The organism is Deinococcus arboris, from assembly GCF_009755355.1.
In the GTDB taxonomy this organism is placed as follows: Bacteria; Deinococcota; Deinococci; order Deinococcales; family Deinococcaceae; genus Deinococcus; species Deinococcus betulae.
The window spans coordinates 42,684-57,452 of sequence record NZ_WQLB01000019.1 but is presented as its reverse complement, the minus strand read 5'-3'; the positions used below and the strand labels follow the sequence as shown (position 1 = coordinate 57,452).

The following is a 14,769-nucleotide window of genomic DNA, read 5'->3' as shown; positions in this document are numbered from 1 at the left end:
AGAACCGTATGAGCCGTGAATGTTACCTGACAGGCAAGAAAAATCTGGTGGTCAACAGCGTCACCCGCCGGGGCAAGGCCCGCGCCAAGGGCGGGGTAGGCCGCAAGGTCACTGGCATCACCAAGCGCACCCAGAGGGCCAACCTGCACAAAAAAGCTATCCGCGAAAACGGCGTGGTCAAGACCGTCTGGCTCAGCGCCAACGCCCTGCGCACCCTGAGCCGTGGCCCCTTCAAGGGCATCGAACTCGCATGAAGCGGACTGCGCTGGCATTGGGGGCCCTGCTGGGGGGCCCCGCCTACGCCGCTCCTCTGCAGGTCAGCGCCACGACCACCATCCTGGGTGATTTCGTGCGGGCCGTGGGGGGCCAGCGCGTCAGTGTCAATGTCGTGGTCCCTGCTGGCGGCGACACCCATACCTTCCAGCCGGGCACGGCCGTCGTGCGTGGCCTGGCCCAGAGCCGGGTGCTGTTTGCCAACGGCGCCGGACTGGAGCCCTGGCTGCTCAAGCTCCGCTCCAGCGCTCCGAAGGTGCCGGTCAAGGTCCTGACGGCTGGCCTCAAGCTGCACCCGGCGGAACACGGGGCGGAAGCCGGGCACAGCCATGAGGACGACCACGGCGCTCTGGACCCCCATGCCTGGTGGGACGCTGGGCTGGCCGCAGGGTACATCAAAAATATCCAGGCGGCCCTGGGCGCCCTGGACCCGGCGGGCAAGGCCACCTACGCCAACAACGCCGCCGCCTACCTGAAGGCGCTGGCTGCCGCCGATGCCTACGCCAGACAGCAGTTTGCCGGCGTGCCTCTGGCCCGGCGCATCCTGGTGACCAACCACGACAGCCTGCATTACCTGGCCGAGCGCTACGGCCTGAAGGTCGTGGGGGCCGTGATTCCCGGCGTGGGCACCGAGCGCGAACCTGGCGCCCGCGAACTGGCCACGCTGGCCCAGACCATGAAAAAAACCGGGGCGCACGTCATTTTTACCGAGAACACCGTGAATGCCCGCCTGGCGCAGACGCTCGCCCGCGAAACCGGCGCGCGGGTGGCTCCGCCCCTCTACACCGACGCGCTGGGGCCCAAAGGCAGTTCTGGCGATACCTTTCTGAAGGCCCTGCGCGCCAACGTAGACACGATGGTGCGGGCCTTAAAGGGTGGCTAAGCGTCACCATCTTTAAGCGGTGTTCCCGCCCGACGTGGGGACGCCTTTTTCCGCATTTCTTTTCCGAAGGGGTATGCTCTGCCGATGCTGGGCGTTGAGAATCTCACTGTCACGTACGGGCCGCAGGTGGCCCTGCAAAACGCCAGCGTGCGCTTTGAAGCCGGGAGCTTCAGCGCGGTCATTGGCCCCAACGGCGCCGGCAAAAGCACGCTGCTGAAGACCCTGGTGGGCCTGCTGCCCGACACAACCGGCGCGGTGCGCTTTGACCCCGGCCACACGGCGCGCGGCTGCATCTCGTATGTGCCGCAGCAGCAGACCCTGGACTGGGCTTTCCCGGTGACTGTCTGGGACGTGGCCATGATGGGCCGCACCGGCCGCCTGGGCTGGCTGCGCTGGCCGGGGCGCAAGGACCGGCAACTGGTCGAAGCGGCGCTAAAGGAAACGGGGGTATACGACCTGCGCGGGCGCCACATCGGCGCGCTCTCGGGTGGGCAGCGCCAGCGGGTGCTGCTGGCCCGGATGCTGGCCCGCCAGGGCCACCTGCTGCTGCTGGACGAACCCCTCACCGGCGTGGACGCGACCACCCAGGAGCAGCTGATGGCCCTGCTGCGCGCCCAGGCCGACAAGGGGCGCGCGGTGGTGATGGTCACCCACGACCTCGAACAGGCGCGGCGCTGGTGCGACCACCTCGTGCTGGTCAACCGCCGCATCATTGCCGACGGCACCCCCGAGCAGGTTTACACGCCCCAGAACATCGAGGCCACCTTCAGCACCAGCCACCTGGGCCACACCCATGCATAAGGCCGCTGAGAGAAGAAGGTTGAGAGGTGATGGACACCGCTCGGCCGCCCGGAGAGTAACCACCCGTCTTTCTCTGCCCCCCCTGCCTTTCCCCACGCCCCATTCCCCATTCTCCACTTCCTCTTGATGGACTGGCTCACCGACCCTCTTCAATTCGGCTTTTTCGTGCGCGCGCTGCTGGCGGTCGCGCTGGTCAGCGTGCTGTGTGCGCTGGTGGGCGCCTGGGTGGTGCTGCGCGGCCTGAGTTACATCGGGGACGCCATGAGCCACGCGGTGTTGCCCGGCATCGTGGCGGCCTTTCTGCTGAAAGGCAACCTGCTGCTGGGCGCGCTGGCGGCAGCGGTCCTGACCGCGCTGGGCATCGGGGCCGTCAGCCAGCGCAGCCGCCTGAAGCAGGACAGCGCCATCGGGATCGTCTTTGTCGGCATGTTTGCGCTGGGCATCGTGCTGCTGTCACGCGCGCCCACGTTTACCACCGACCTCAGTAACTTTCTGATTGGCAATCCCCTGGGCGTCACCCCTGCCGACCTGTGGGGTGCGCTGGCGGTAACGGTGGTGGTGGGTGGGCTGCTGCTGGCGCTGCAAAAGGAGTTGCTGCTGGCCTCGTTCGACCCTACCGAGGCGCGCGCGGTGGGCCTGCCGGTGCGCCGCCTGGACAGCCTGCTGCTGATTGTGATTGGTCTGGTGGTGGTCCTGACAGTGCAGCTGGTGGGCACCACCCTGAGTGTCAGCCTGCTGATCACGTCCAGCGCCACCGCGCGGCTGCTCTCGCGCAGTTTCAAGACCATGATTGCCCTGGCGGCGCTGCTGGGCACCCTGGGCGGCATCACCGGCCTGTACCTGAGCTACAGCCTTGATACGGCGCCGGGCGCCACCATCGTATTGGTGAACACGGCGGTCTTTCTGCTGGCCCTGCTCCTCAGGCGGCGCGAGTAAGAGGGACTGCGCTTATTTAAGGCACTGTCTGCGCCTCTATACCGCGAAATCCGTACCTTTTCCTTCCCGCTCTCCTGCGCCGCTTCTCAAGTCTGCTCGGATTCCATCTGGCCTTGTGCTCAATTCATTCGGAAGCTGTACAAGAGGAACTCCGAGTGAACAGTGCTGCGTAAACGATTCACTCCGGCCATAGAGAGGCAGTGAAACGGCTCCCGGACTTACAGTTGGCCATCCAGTGCTGTTCCGGCTTATTAGCACAGCAGACAGAATCCGTCTCACCACACTTGCCGCTAGGCAGACTGGCGCATTCGGCCCCGCCCGGCCGACCGGTATCCTGGGTGCAGCACTCTGACCTGTTCCCCTGGAAACTGGTGGCAGAGGCTTGGCCCACCGCCCACTCAAAGGACTGCCCTGCCCTTGCGTCTGTAACCCCTGCATTCACGGTTCACGTTGCCGCCCGCCCTGCGCGGGCTGGCCTGTTCTGGCAGGGAGACAAGCATGTTAAGAGTCACCGGAGCGGCGCGTGTGTACGCCGACCGCACGATTTTTGAGGACGTCACGCTTGACGTGGGTGCAGGCGACTGCCTGGCCTTAATTGGAGAAAACGGCAGTGGCAAGAGCACGCTGCTGCGGCTGCTGGCTGGCCTGGACGCGCCCGACGCAGGCACAGTGACGCGCACTGGCCGAGTGGCGCTGCTGGCCCAGGATGAGACCCCCGCAGAAGGCACCATGCTGGACGCCGTCACCCCCACCGCCCTGCGGCAGGCGCGCGCCGCCTTCGAGCGCACTTCGGCGGACCTAGGCACCGCAACGGATGAAGCCTTTCAGGCTTTCGCCGAGGCCGAGGAACACTACCGCCTGTGCGGCGGCTACGACTTTGAAGCGCGGGCCGGCGCGGTGCTGGCTGGCCTGAACCTGGACGGGGCGGCGCGGGCCACCCAGCTGTCGGGCGGCCAGACCCGGCGGGCCCTGCTGGCGCGGCTGCTGCTGGACCCCGCCGAGGTCTATCTGCTGGACGAACCCACCAACCACCTCGACGCGGACGGCGCCGCCTGGCTGGAAGGCTGGCTCCGGGCGTCCGGGGCGGCGTTTGTGCTCGCCAGCCATGACCGCGCCTTTCTGGACGCCGTGGCGACCCGCACCGCCGAACTGGAACGCGGCGAACTGCACGAGTATCCCGGCGGCTACAGCGAGGCGATGGCCCTGAAAGCGGCCCTGCGTGAAGCCCAGGCGCGCGACTACGCCGCCTACCAGCGCAAGCGGGCCGCACTGCGCCAGGAACAGGGACGGCTGCGCGCGGCGGGCGAGAGTGCCGGGCACTTCAACTTGCGCCGGGCGGGCAACGTGCCCCTGATTGCGGCCAAGAACAAGGCGTCCCAGGTATCTAAGACCCTGGCAGGCCGCTCGCGGGCGCTGGAGCGTCAACTGGACCGCCTGGAGGACGCCGCCGTCGACAAGCCCTACGCCGACCACCGGGCCGTGCGCCTGGACTTGCCCCCCGCTCCTCCCGGCCCGGCCGAGGTGCTGACCGCACAGCACCTGAGCGTGGCACGCGGTGACAAGGAAGTGCTGTCGGGCGTGACCCTGCATGTCCGCCGGGGTGACCGCGTGGCCCTGACCGGCCCCAACGGCGGCGGCAAGAGCACCCTGCTGCGCGCCCTGCTGGGCGAGCTTCCCCACAGTGGAACAGTGCGCTGGGGCCAGGGCCTGACCCTGTATGTGGCCGGGCAAGGCGGCGAGGAATTGTACGGGCTGGCCACAGTGGGAGACGCCCTGCTGGCGACCAATCCGGCCCTGACCCCTCATCAGCTGCATGAGGTCGCGGCCGGGCTGCAGGTCCCTGGTGGCCCGCAGTTTCCGCTGTCCACGCTGTCCGGCGGGCAACGCACGCGCCTGAGCCTCGCGCGCCTGAGGGTTACGCGGGCCCAGGTGCTGGTGCTGGACGAACCCACCAACCATCTGGACGTGCGCGCCATTGAAGCGCTGGAAGGCCTGCTGGCCGACTATCCCGGTACCGTGCTGCTGGCCACCCATGACCGGGCGCTGACCCGCCGTGTAGCGACCCGCCGCTGGCAAGTGGAGAGCGGCCAGGTCAAGGAACTTGAGGTGGTCGTCGGTGGGCACCTGGACCCCGGATAAGTCATGAATCATCGGCGCAGCAGGCAGAAGGGCTCTTCAATGCCGGCCAAAGAAACGGAAGTGGGCTGTCACCTGAGCGCTTGCAGCGCTTGAGGCATGCCATGAGTTCCCTGCAAGAAGGGAAAGGGCGTCACCTCTGCTGCCCTTCAAGCGGGTGACGCGCTCTCTGACGGCTGACCTGCGCTGCAAGGTCTCGCCTGGAAAGCTCAGAACAGTCAGCCTGAGTCCCTATCTCTCCAGTCCTGCTGGGGCCTTATCCGCACTCCTCTTCACGACGGCACAGCTGAGAAGTACCGTCTGGGCCTCCAGATCGCACAATCCGTCGTTTTTCCCTCTCGCTCTGCTGCGCAGCTTTCCAAGTCCACTCGGATTTCATCAAGCACGCTGCTCAATTCCATCGAAATCCGTATCAGACACAACCGCTGCTGCCCTGAAAGTGAAGACCTACGGCACTTCACTCAAGACACCTCAATGCCTCCCCTTCAGTCCAGCCGGTCCAGCGCCGCTTCCAGCGAGCGGCGAACCAGTTCGGTGGTCAGGCTGAACACGAGATGCGACGCGGCCTCCCAGACCACCGCCGAGCGAGGCAGTTGCCAGGGCCAGGCCTGGAATCCGGTGGCCGGCACAGCGCTGGCGTGGGTCATGGCGTACATCACTGCCCCAGCCGGCACGCCCAGGCCGCGCGTCACGGCAGGCTGGGTCGCCGCCAGGGCGCTGTAGGTGGCCCCCAGCGCCGCGCCCACCGCGTAGTGAATGACCTGCTGGCCCTCTAACTTTTCTTCTTTAGTCGGGGTCTTGCCCGTCAGCTGCTCGCCCAGAGCCTCCACCATTTCGGCGGGCGGCATGTGGTCCTGGCGTCCGGTGGGATCAGCGCCCACCATCTTTTTCTCGGCAGGCGTGGGCGGAAAAGCCTGTTCGGCCAGCGTTTGCAGCGCAGGCTCAACCTTGGCTTTCACAGCCGCGCCGATCAGGCCAGCAACGGCGCCCACCAGCAGGCTCCGCACAGGATGTCTGAGGGTCATCCTGCCAGCATAGGTGGACAGGCGCCGGTGCCCGCCAAAGCTCAAGGACGGCTCAAGCGCTGGCCGGGGGTGACCCTCTGCGCCTTGGATGGTTGTTTGGTTGCCTCCTGAGGCAAGAGCCGACCCGTCTCTTCCAAGCGGCTGCTGGCTATAACGACTCTTCGTTCGTCGGAGCCGCTCTGCCTTCCCACCTGTCCACTTGCGACCCAGGAAGAGCCTCAATCGCACGCAAGACTGCACTCAGGCCAGCAGCGTTATCCGGCCGCTTATGCTGCCGGCCTCGGCTTGCCGGTGGGCCTCGGCGGCCTGGGCCAGTGGCAACCGCAGTCCGCTGTGAACACGCACCTCGCCCCGCGCCAGGGTGTCCAGCGCCGCCTGGGCCACGCGGCGGGCCTGGTCAGGGCGGTGCTGGCGCAGGGTGCCGTTTGAGTACCCGATGACCGAGCGGCCTTCGCGGTGCAGCGGCGCCGTGGGCAGCAGGCCAGGGCGACCGCCCGAGTGCCCGAACGTCACCAGGCGGCCAAACCGGGCCAGGCAGGTCAGGCCCCGCTCGGCGGTGTCGCCTCCGATGGAATCCAGAATCACGTCGGCGCCGCGTCCCTCGGTATGGGCCAGCACCTCGGCCGCGAAATCCTGACGGTGGCGGTGAATCACCACCGCTGCCCCCAGTCCCTGCACGAACTCGGCGCGGCCCTCGTCGCCCACCACCGCCAGCACCTGCGCGCCCTGGCCCAGGGCCAGTTGCACCGCCAGGTGGCCGACCCCTCCCCCCGCTGCGTGAATCAGCACCGTTTCGCCGGGCTGAAGGTCGGCAGCCTGCAAGACCCCGTAAGCGGTCGAAAGAGGCACCAGTGCCGCGCCCTACTCGGCAGCCACTTCATCAGCCAGAGGAAAACAGAAGGTGGCCGGGGCCAGTACCTCGGTGGCGTAGCTGCCGCCCGTGGCGAAGCACGCCACCCGCTGCCCCACCGCCAGGCCCGTGACCTCTTCAGCCAGGGCGTCCACCACCCCAGCCGCGTCAAGGCCCGGCACAAAGGGGAGCCGTCCACCTGGCCCATACCCGCCCCGGCGGGCCAGAACATCGGCGTAATTGACGCCTGTGGCCTCGACCCGCACCCGCACCTGCCCTGGACCCGGCTGCGGCAACGGGCGCTCCTGCCAGGTCAGGACTTCGGGGCCGCCGTGGACCTGCACCGTGATGGCATGACTCATGAGGACAGCAAACAGCAAAACCCGCCCCCACAGGTGGGAACGGGCTGTCACTGGCTGGGAGGCGCCCACGAGCGTGGGCCCGGACCTCCCGTGTGGGGTTAGTAGAACTTGGTGATGCGCTCGACGCTGTGGCGGTGGTGGGGAAAGCCGTCTTCAGCGCGCTTGCCCAGGGGCAGCAGGCCGGCAAACTGAACGTGCTCGGGCAGGCCCAGGATTTCTTTGACCTTGTCGGGCTGGAAGCCCAGCATGGGCACGGTGTCGTAGCCCAGGCTGCGGGCGGCCAGCATCAGGAAGCCAAAGGCGATGTTGGCCTGGCTCAGGCCCCAGGCGCCGCGCTGCGCGACGGGCTGGCTGCCGAACACGTTGTCAAAGGTGGCGCGCTGGCCGGTGCGGCCCTGCTCACCCATGCCGGGGTGCGCGGTGTCTTCCACGGTGTTCAGGGTGTCTTCCATGTCGCTGTACACCACGATGACGGCGGGCGCGTTCGTGACCTGGCCCTGGCCGTAGGCGGCGTCTTGCAGCTTGGCCTGGAGTTCGGGGTTCTGCACCACGGCAAAGCGCCAGGTCTGGGCGTTCCAGGCGCTGGGGGCCAGGCTGGCGAGGCGCAGGATTTCGCGCAGGTCGTCCTGGTTCAGGGGCTCTTGCACGTACTTGCGGATGCTGCGGCGGGTTTCGATGGCTTCTTGGACGCTCAGGGCTCTGGTGGCGGTTGCGGTCATAGGCAGGAGGTTATTCCGAGTGCTTTGAAAAGTCAAGCGGTGTGTCTTCCGTCATGATTCGGTCAGTGCTGGCGTGTAAACTTTAGGCATGAGCACGGAACACACTGGTTTTTGCCCGATTTACCGGGCCATCGGGGTGTTGCAGGAAAAATGGGTGCTGCATATCGTGCGCGCCCTGCTGAGCGGGGAAAAGGGGTTTAACGAACTGGCCCGCGCCGTTGGCGGCTGCAACAGCGCAACCCTGACGCAGCGCCTGGAACACCTGGAACAGCTGAGCCTGATCGACAAGCGCACCGAGGACAGCCACGGCAAGCTGGCGCGCAGCGTTTACAGCCTGACCCCCGCTGGCCTGGAGTTGCAAAGCGTCATTGACGCCATTGGCCACTGGGCGCAGCTGCACCTGGAGGTGCCTGGGCCTCAGGAACATGGGGCGGAAACGGCGCCCTGCTAGGCTGGGCAGGACTTCTGCGCTGTGGCTGACACTTCCGCCGACTCCATCAGGGTCGGCGGTTTGTCTGGGTCATGGGTGCGGCCTGACCCCGCTAAGGACAGCTTCACTCTGATCTCTTCACACCGAGTGAGGCTCTGAGGCAGCCTCAGGGGCAGGAGGGCCCAGCACTGACATGGACGGCATCGGTCAATGAAGTCGCAAGTCGCCGCAGCCAGCCCCGCGTTTACCCTGAACGCATGAGCATCAAGGATAATTTCAGCCCCGAGGAATGGACCACGGTCATGAACGGCCCTGGCCGGGCGGGCGCGGCTGTGGTGGCCGCCAGCCCCAGCGGCATCACCGGCCTGCTGGCCGAGGGGCGGGCCCTGGCCCTGGCCGTGCGCGCTGGCCTGAGCGCGCCGGGCCGCACGCCACTGCTGGAGGCGATGGCCGCTGACCTGCTGGGTCCAGCCCCAGAGCGCGCGGCCCGGCAGGAATCGGCCACCAGCATGGACGACGCCCGCGACCAGAGCCTGCAAGGGGTGCGGCAAGCCGCGTGGCTGGTCAGTGCCAAGACCAGCCCGGAAGACGCCGCCGCCTACCGCCATCTGCTCCTGAAAGTGGCCGACGAGGTGGCGAACGCCGCCAAGGAAGGAGGCTTTCTGGGCATTGGCGGAGAGCAGGTCAATGACCGCGAACGCGCCGTGCTGGACGAACTGCGCCGCCTGCTGGGCACCGAGCCGGCTCCCAGCCCCCTCCTGTCTCCTTCACCCGACGGCAGCGGCAACAGCAACTGAGCCGCATCTAGTTCCAACTGCGTGCAGAGCTTCCTCCAGCCCTAAAGGGAGCGGGCACATATCATCTCATGCGCCCGCGCTGCGGCTTAAAGGAACAGACGAAATCTGTCTCGGCTGACCTGAACACCGCCTAATAGCCACCTTTTTGGCTGCCATGCGGCCCGCACTGTCCAGCCCAGCCGAGCAGGCTGGTCCCAGGCCGGCGGTATGCTGCGGCCCGTACCGGCGTGGGGGCGACTGGCGCACAACGTGGACAGACCACGGGGAAGCCCCTGAAAGCACACGCCAGCTGACCGCGCGCCTGGGTCATGCCCTGCCTTTTTCTGGGCAGTGGCCACAGGGGGACACAGTGACAGACGGGGCCAAGCAGACAGGCAGGCGGCGCGCACTTCTTTCGGTCAGCGACAAGACGGGCGTCACCGAGTTCGCGCAGCAACTCGCGGCGCGGGGCTGGGAAATTCTGAGCACCGGCGGCACCTACCGCAGCATCGTGGACGCGGGCGTGCCGGCGCGGCAGGTCAGCGACGTGACTGGCTTTCCCGAGATGCTGGACGGCCGCGTCAAGACCCTGCACCCGGCCATCCACGGCGGCATTCTGGCCCGGCGCGAGCAGGCTCACCTGGCCCAGCTGGACGAGCACGACATTGGCACCATTGACCTGGTCTGCGTCAACCTCTATCCCTTCCGCGAGACCGTGGCGCGCGGGGCCGCGTTCGACGAGGTCATTGAGAACATTGATATTGGCGGCCCCGCCATGATCCGCTCGGCAGCCAAGAACCACGCAGGCGTCCTGGTGCTGGTGGACCCCGCTGACTACGCGCTGGCCCTGCAAGATGAGGTGAGCAGCGCCGACCGTCAGCGCCTGGCGGCCAAAGCCTACCGCCACACCAGCGAGTATGACGCGGCCATCACTGCGTATCTGGAAGGCGCGGCAGATGAGCTGCCCACGGCCCTGCCCGAACGGCTGACGCTGAACCTGACCCGCGCGGCGCAGGTGCGGTACGGCGAGAATCCTCACCAGCCCGGCGCAATCTACCGGCTGGGCGAGGCGCGCGGCCCCGTGCTGGACGCCCAGGTGCTCAGCGGCAAGCCCATGAGTTTTAACAATTACGCCGACGCCGACGCCGCCTGGACGCTGTGTCAGGAGCTGGCGGCGCAGGAAGCGGCGGTGCCGGACCACGCAGCGGTATGTGTGGCGGTCAAGCACGCCAACCCCTGCGGCGTGGCCCTGGCCCCAGACGTGAAGGTGGCCTGGGAACGCGCCCGCGACGCCGACACCCTGAGTGTCTTTGGAGGCGTGGTGGCCGTCAGCGCCCCGGTCACCCTGGAGGCCGCCCAGGCCATGCGCGGCACTTTTCTGGAAGTGCTGATTGCCCCAGAAGTTACGCCCGAAGCCGTGGCCTGGTTGGCCGAGAAGAAACCAGACCTGCGCGTACTGGTGGCCGCGCAGGCGCAGGGCGTCAGTGTGCTGGACGTGCGCCCCCTAACTGGCGGCTTTGCCGTGCAGGAGCGTGACACCCGCCCCTGGGATGACCTGTGCCCTGAGGTGGTCACGGAGCGCCAGCCCACCGAGCAGGAGTGGCTTGACCTGCGCTTTGCCTGGGCCACCGTCAAGCAGGCCCGCAGCAACGCCGTGGTGCTGGCGCGCGCGGGCGTGACTGTGGGCCTGGGGGCCGGAGCCGTCAGCCGCATCTGGGCCGCCGAGCGCGCTGTGGCCAACGCGGGCGAGCGGGCGCAGGGCGCCGTGCTGGCCAGCGAAGCCTTCTTCCCCTTCGATGATGTCGTGCGCCTGGCCGCCCGCGCAGGGGTCAGTGCCATTCTGCAACCCGGCGGCGCCAAACGGGACCCCGAAGTCGTGGCCGCCTGCAACGAACTGGGCCTGAGCATGGTGTTCACCGGGTCGCGCCACTTCCGGCACTGACAGAAGGAGAAGGAGGCGGCGGGTTCTCAAGCCCCGCCGCCTTTGTTGTTGGGCGCTGGTGCCTGCGGCTGACCATAGGCGCCACGGCTGCGGCCTACACGTAGGGGAACCAGAGCAGCGCCCTCCCTTCGGAGTTACTACTGACTTCCCGCCGCCTTGCCTGCGGTTCAGAACAAGCCCAGCCAAGCGGCTTTTTATTGCCTGATACTCCCTTTGCTTGAGCAAGGTGCCGACGCCTGAGCCACTCAAGCCCCGGCGAGAGGGTGCTACTTCGGCGGTCCTCTCATACGGATTGCGCTTCATTGCCGCACCGCAAAGACAGGCACCGTCTGCGCTTCCAGATCGCGCCATCCGCGTCTGTTCTTGCTCGCTCTCCTGCGGAGCTTTTCAAGTCTGATGCGCGGCTGTCCAAGTCCGCTCGGAGTCCACCCAGCATTCTGCTCAATTCAATCGGAGTCCGTATCACTTGCTTTATTGGGCTCACCGGCTTTGTCTCGTCGGCATTCCATTATCATCAGCGCCCTTAACCTGCTCTGTCTCAATCTTGAGACAGTCTGCTTCTCAGCCACTTCATTCCAGATAGTTGCAGAATGCAACTATGCGTCCTGGCTTCACCTCTCCTGCTCAGGCCCCGCCTGCCCCCGACCTGACCACACAGCCGCTGCGGTTTCTGGCGGCGTACTGGGCCGTCTGGCAGCACCTGAGCGGCCACCTCCAGACGGCGCTGGAGCAGGGGCACGGGCTGGACGTTCGCAGTTTCATCGCCCTGAGCTACGTGCAGGCCGCGCCGCTCACCCCCGCCGAACTGGCCAGCCACCTGCGGGTCCCCCGCTACGAGGTCACCCGCGTGCTGCGGCATCTGGAAAGCCGGCAGGCCATTGACCGGCACCCGGCGCCTCACGATGCCCGGTCTCATCGGCTCTGCGCCACACCGGCAGGCCGCGCGCTGTGGCAGGCCGCCCTGCACACCGTGGAGACCGTCACCACCCCCGCCCTGCATGCCCTATCTCCCACTCCCCTCGACATCCTGACGGCCAGCCTGGAAACACTGGCTGCCACGCCCCTGGAGGCCCGCCCATGACCACTCCTGAACCCCAGTGCCCTTTTGGCCACGGTGGCCTGACCCGCCAGGCCGACCTGCCCACCCGCCCCAGCGCCCCTGTGCAGCCTGACCCCCAGGGTGTTTATCAGGTGCACGGCTTTCAGGCCGCGCGCGAGGTGCTGCGCAGCGAACAGGTGATTCAGGCCGGCTTCGGTGCCGAGCAGGTGCAGAGCGCCAGCATCATGCGCAACAAGCCGGTGCTGTACACCGAGGGCCAGCCGCACCACGAAATGCGGCGCGACACCGCCCGGTATTTTACGCCTGCGGCCGTGGCAACCTATCAGCCCATGATTGCGGCCCTGGCCGACGACCTGATGGGGCAACTGGTGCGCAGGGGGCAGGCCAACGTGGACGACCTGAGCCTGACGATGGCCGTGCGGGTGGCCGCGCAGGTGGTGGGCCTGACCGACAGCCTGCTGCCGGGCCTTGACCGCCGCGTCACTTCCTTTGTGGAGGGCGAGCGGCCCAGCCGAGACGAGACGGCAGAGGCCAAGCCTGCCGGGCCGCTGGCCCACCTCCAGGGGCTCTGGAACCAGCGGCAGCTACTGGCCTTTTACCTGCTGGACGTGAAACCCGCCATTCAGGCGCGGCGGCGCCAGCCCAAAGACGACCTCATCAGCCACCTCATTGGCCAGGACTACACCGACCTGGAAATCCTGACCGAATGCCTGACCTACGGCACCGCCGGCATGGTGACCACCCGCGAGTTCATTACGGTGGCGGCGTGGCACATGCTGCGCGAGCCAGAGCTGCGCCGCGCCTACGTTCACGGCACTGAACCCGAGCGGCACGCCATCCTGCACGAGATTCTGCGCGCCGAGCCAGTGGTGTCCATGCTGTACCGCCGCACCCAGGGCGACCTGACGGTGGCCGGGCAGCACATTCCGGGGGGCAGTCTGGTGGCCATGCACATCTACGACACCAACGCCGACCCGGCGGTGGCCGGCGACCACGCTGACCAGCTGTGCCCGGCCCGGCCGCTGCCGCGCGGGGTCCAGGCGCCGGTGCTGGCTTTCGGGGACGGCCACCACCGCTGCCCCGGCGCCTTCCTGGCCATTAAGGAAAGTGACACCTTCCTGCGCCGCCTGCTGGTCTGGAATGACCTGCGCCTGGTGACGCCGCCCACGGTGACGTTTAACGAGGTGGTTAAGGGCTACGAACTGCGCGGCATGCGCGTGGCGCTGGGACCGGCGGCGCAGCCCGTTGCCGCGTCCTGACGTGCGCCTCCTCGTGAAGACGGGGCAGCGGCGCCGCTGGCTGAGCTGGGGGGCCGCCGCTGCCCTGGGGCTCTGGCTGACGGGCCGGCGGGCCCGCACCTACGGGCACCTGCACCCAGAGCTGCGAACGCCGCTGCTGCGGCTCCGGACCCCCTCGTTCACGCGGCCCCTGGTGGCGGTCATGCGGCGCCTCCCCGCGCGCTTTCCGCTGCCCAGCGGCGTGCAGGTCGAGGCCCGGACGGTGCCTGGCCGCTCCGGCGACCCAGACGTGCCCGTGTTGCTGTACCGGCCAGGCCAGGGCAGACCACCCACGGCCGCCCTGCTGTACATCCACGGCGGGGGGTTTGTCACCGGCTCGGCGGCGGCCTACCACGCCCAGTGCGCGCGCTACGCCACCGAGTTGGGGCTACTGGTGGTCAATGTGGACTACCGCCTGGCTCCGCAGACCCCGTTTCCGGGACCGCTGAACGACTGCTTTGCGGCCCTGACCTGGCTGACGGCGCAGGCCCCCGCGCTCGGGCTGGACCCCGCGCAAATTGCCGTGGCTGGAGACAGCGCCGGCGCCGGCCTGGCCGCCGCGCTGGCTCAACTGGCCCACGACGAGGGCGTGCCGCTGGCCTTTCAGCTGTTGCTGTACCCCATGCTGGACGACCGCACGGTGCTGAGAACCGACCACGGTGGACGCGGCGAGTTCGTCTGGACGCCCGCTTCAAACCAGCTGGGCTGGACAGCGTATCTGGGCCGTGCCCCGCAGTGGGAGAGCGCCCCCGAGTACGCCGCCCCAGCCCGCCGCGAACACCTGGCTGGTCTGGCTCCGGCCTGGATCGGCGCAGGCACACTTGACCTGTTTTACGACGAAGCCCGCCTGTACGCCCAGCGCCTGCGGGCGGCCGGGGTGCCCTGCGAGTGGGACGAGGTCGAAGGGGCTTACCATGCCAGCGAACGCTTTGCCCCAGCTGCTCCGGTCTCCAGAAACTTTGTGGCCCGCAGTCTGGACGCCCTGCGACGGGGCCTGAAGCTGGAGCCCGTCAGCTGATCCACATGGCCGAGCCATCCAGCTCTTCAGGCTTTCCCCGTCACCCTCTCCTTTGATGCTGTTCCACCAGTCAGGCTCACCCGTTTAACAGGACTTTGTCATTGTTCAACCAGGGCTACTCGTGATTCCGCTTGATGCTGAATAAATCGGTTGTACAGCGACCTCAATTCCTGAAGAGCCGTAGTGTCATCTTGGAATGTCTGGCGGAATCAGAGTATGAGTCTCCCTTCGCCTTCTCCAAGGTGTTCACGCAACCAGTTGAGGAACTCGAACCACAGGGT

Annotated in this window: 15 protein-coding genes and 1 riboswitch; of the genes, 11 read left to right on the top strand and 4 right to left on the bottom strand. The window is 67.4% G+C overall.

The genetic code is table 11. From position 1 onward, the window contains the following. Positions 1 to 8 precede the first annotated feature (8 nt). The 5 genes from rpmB (at position 9) to GO986_RS13835 (ending at position 5,032) form a co-directional block, all read left to right on the top strand. Positions 9 to 254 (top strand): 50S ribosomal protein L28, encoded by a 246-nt coding sequence (gene rpmB / locus GO986_RS13855; RefSeq protein WP_157459883.1) that lies wholly within the window; start codon positions 9 to 11, stop codon positions 252 to 254. After that, positions 251 to 1,156, top strand: a complete 906-nt coding sequence (mntC, locus tag GO986_RS13850; RefSeq protein ID WP_157459882.1) for a manganese ABC transporter substrate-binding protein MntC — start codon at positions 251 to 253, stop codon at positions 1,154 to 1,156. The genes rpmB and mntC overlap by 4 nt, the downstream gene beginning before the upstream one ends. 84 nt (positions 1,157 to 1,240) lie before the next feature. Beyond that, positions 1,241 to 1,957: a manganese ABC transporter ATP-binding protein MntA gene (gene mntA / locus GO986_RS13845; RefSeq protein ID WP_157459881.1), complete on the top strand. Its 717-nt coding sequence runs from the start codon at positions 1,241 to 1,243 to the stop codon at positions 1,955 to 1,957. Positions 1,958 to 2,083: 126 nt separating this feature from the next. Beyond that, positions 2,084 to 2,893: a manganese ABC transporter permease MntB gene (mntB, locus tag GO986_RS13840; protein WP_157459880.1), complete on the top strand. Its 810-nt coding sequence runs from the start codon at positions 2,084 to 2,086 to the stop codon at positions 2,891 to 2,893. A gap of 498 nt (positions 2,894 to 3,391) precedes the next feature. Next, complete coding sequence (locus GO986_RS13835) at positions 3,392 to 5,032, top strand: ABC-F family ATP-binding cassette domain-containing protein (RefSeq protein ID WP_198170688.1); 1,641 nt, start codon at positions 3,392 to 3,394, stop codon at positions 5,030 to 5,032. 482 nt (positions 5,033 to 5,514) lie between these two features. Here the strand turns inward: GO986_RS13835 and GO986_RS13830 are convergent, their stop codons facing one another. The 4 genes from GO986_RS13830 to GO986_RS13820 form a co-directional block, all read right to left on the bottom strand. Next, positions 5,515 to 6,054: a DUF1440 domain-containing protein gene (locus GO986_RS13830; protein WP_157459879.1), complete on the bottom strand. Its 540-nt coding sequence runs from the start codon at positions 6,052 to 6,054 to the stop codon at positions 5,515 to 5,517. Between the two features lie 240 nt (positions 6,055 to 6,294). Next, the gene (locus GO986_RS22985) at positions 6,295 to 6,903 is read right to left on the bottom strand and encodes a quinone oxidoreductase family protein (RefSeq protein ID WP_369409377.1); all 609 of its coding nucleotides are present in this window, start codon (positions 6,901 to 6,903) and stop codon (positions 6,295 to 6,297) included. A gap of 12 nt (positions 6,904 to 6,915) precedes the next feature. After that, positions 6,916 to 7,266 carry an alcohol dehydrogenase catalytic domain-containing protein gene (locus GO986_RS22980; protein ID WP_232337799.1) on the bottom strand — a complete coding sequence of 117 codons (351 nt, stop codon included), beginning with the start codon at positions 7,264 to 7,266 and terminating at the stop codon, positions 6,916 to 6,918. A gap of 98 nt (positions 7,267 to 7,364) precedes the next feature. Next, on the bottom strand, positions 7,365 to 7,985 hold the full coding sequence (locus GO986_RS13820; protein WP_157459878.1) for a nitroreductase family protein: 621 nt from the start codon (positions 7,983 to 7,985) through the stop codon (positions 7,365 to 7,367). A gap of 88 nt (positions 7,986 to 8,073) precedes the next feature. On the opposite strand from GO986_RS13820, the gene GO986_RS13815 reads away from it, so the two are divergent. The 6 genes from GO986_RS13815 (at position 8,074) to GO986_RS13790 (ending at position 14,488) form a co-directional block, all read left to right on the top strand. Next, positions 8,074 to 8,436, top strand: a complete 363-nt coding sequence (locus GO986_RS13815; protein WP_157459877.1) for a winged helix-turn-helix transcriptional regulator — start codon at positions 8,074 to 8,076, stop codon at positions 8,434 to 8,436. Between the two features lie 236 nt (positions 8,437 to 8,672). Beyond that, entirely contained in the window at positions 8,673 to 9,212 is a 540-nt protein-coding gene (locus GO986_RS13810) for a hypothetical protein (protein ID WP_157459876.1), read from the top strand. A gap of 223 nt (positions 9,213 to 9,435) precedes the next feature. Further along, a riboswitch (ZMP/ZTP riboswitch) is annotated at positions 9,436 to 9,526 on the top strand. Positions 9,527 to 9,561: 35 nt separating this feature from the next. Further along, positions 9,562 to 11,133, top strand: coding sequence for a bifunctional phosphoribosylaminoimidazolecarboxamide formyltransferase/IMP cyclohydrolase (gene purH / locus GO986_RS13805; protein WP_369409376.1), 1,572 nt, complete (start codon positions 9,562 to 9,564; stop codon positions 11,131 to 11,133). Between the two features lie 598 nt (positions 11,134 to 11,731). Continuing rightward, a complete protein-coding gene (locus GO986_RS13800) occupies positions 11,732 to 12,214 on the top strand; it encodes a MarR family winged helix-turn-helix transcriptional regulator (protein ID WP_157459875.1) in 483 nt (160 codons plus the stop codon). Next, positions 12,211 to 13,452, top strand: coding sequence for a cytochrome P450 (locus tag GO986_RS13795; protein ID WP_157459874.1), 1,242 nt, complete (start codon positions 12,211 to 12,213; stop codon positions 13,450 to 13,452). Before GO986_RS13800 ends, GO986_RS13795 begins: the two co-directional genes overlap by 4 nt. Then, positions 13,439 to 14,488, top strand: a complete 1,050-nt coding sequence (locus GO986_RS13790) for an alpha/beta hydrolase (RefSeq protein WP_232337798.1) — start codon at positions 13,439 to 13,441, stop codon at positions 14,486 to 14,488. Before GO986_RS13795 ends, GO986_RS13790 begins: the two co-directional genes overlap by 14 nt. Positions 14,489 to 14,769: the final 281 nt, after the last annotated feature.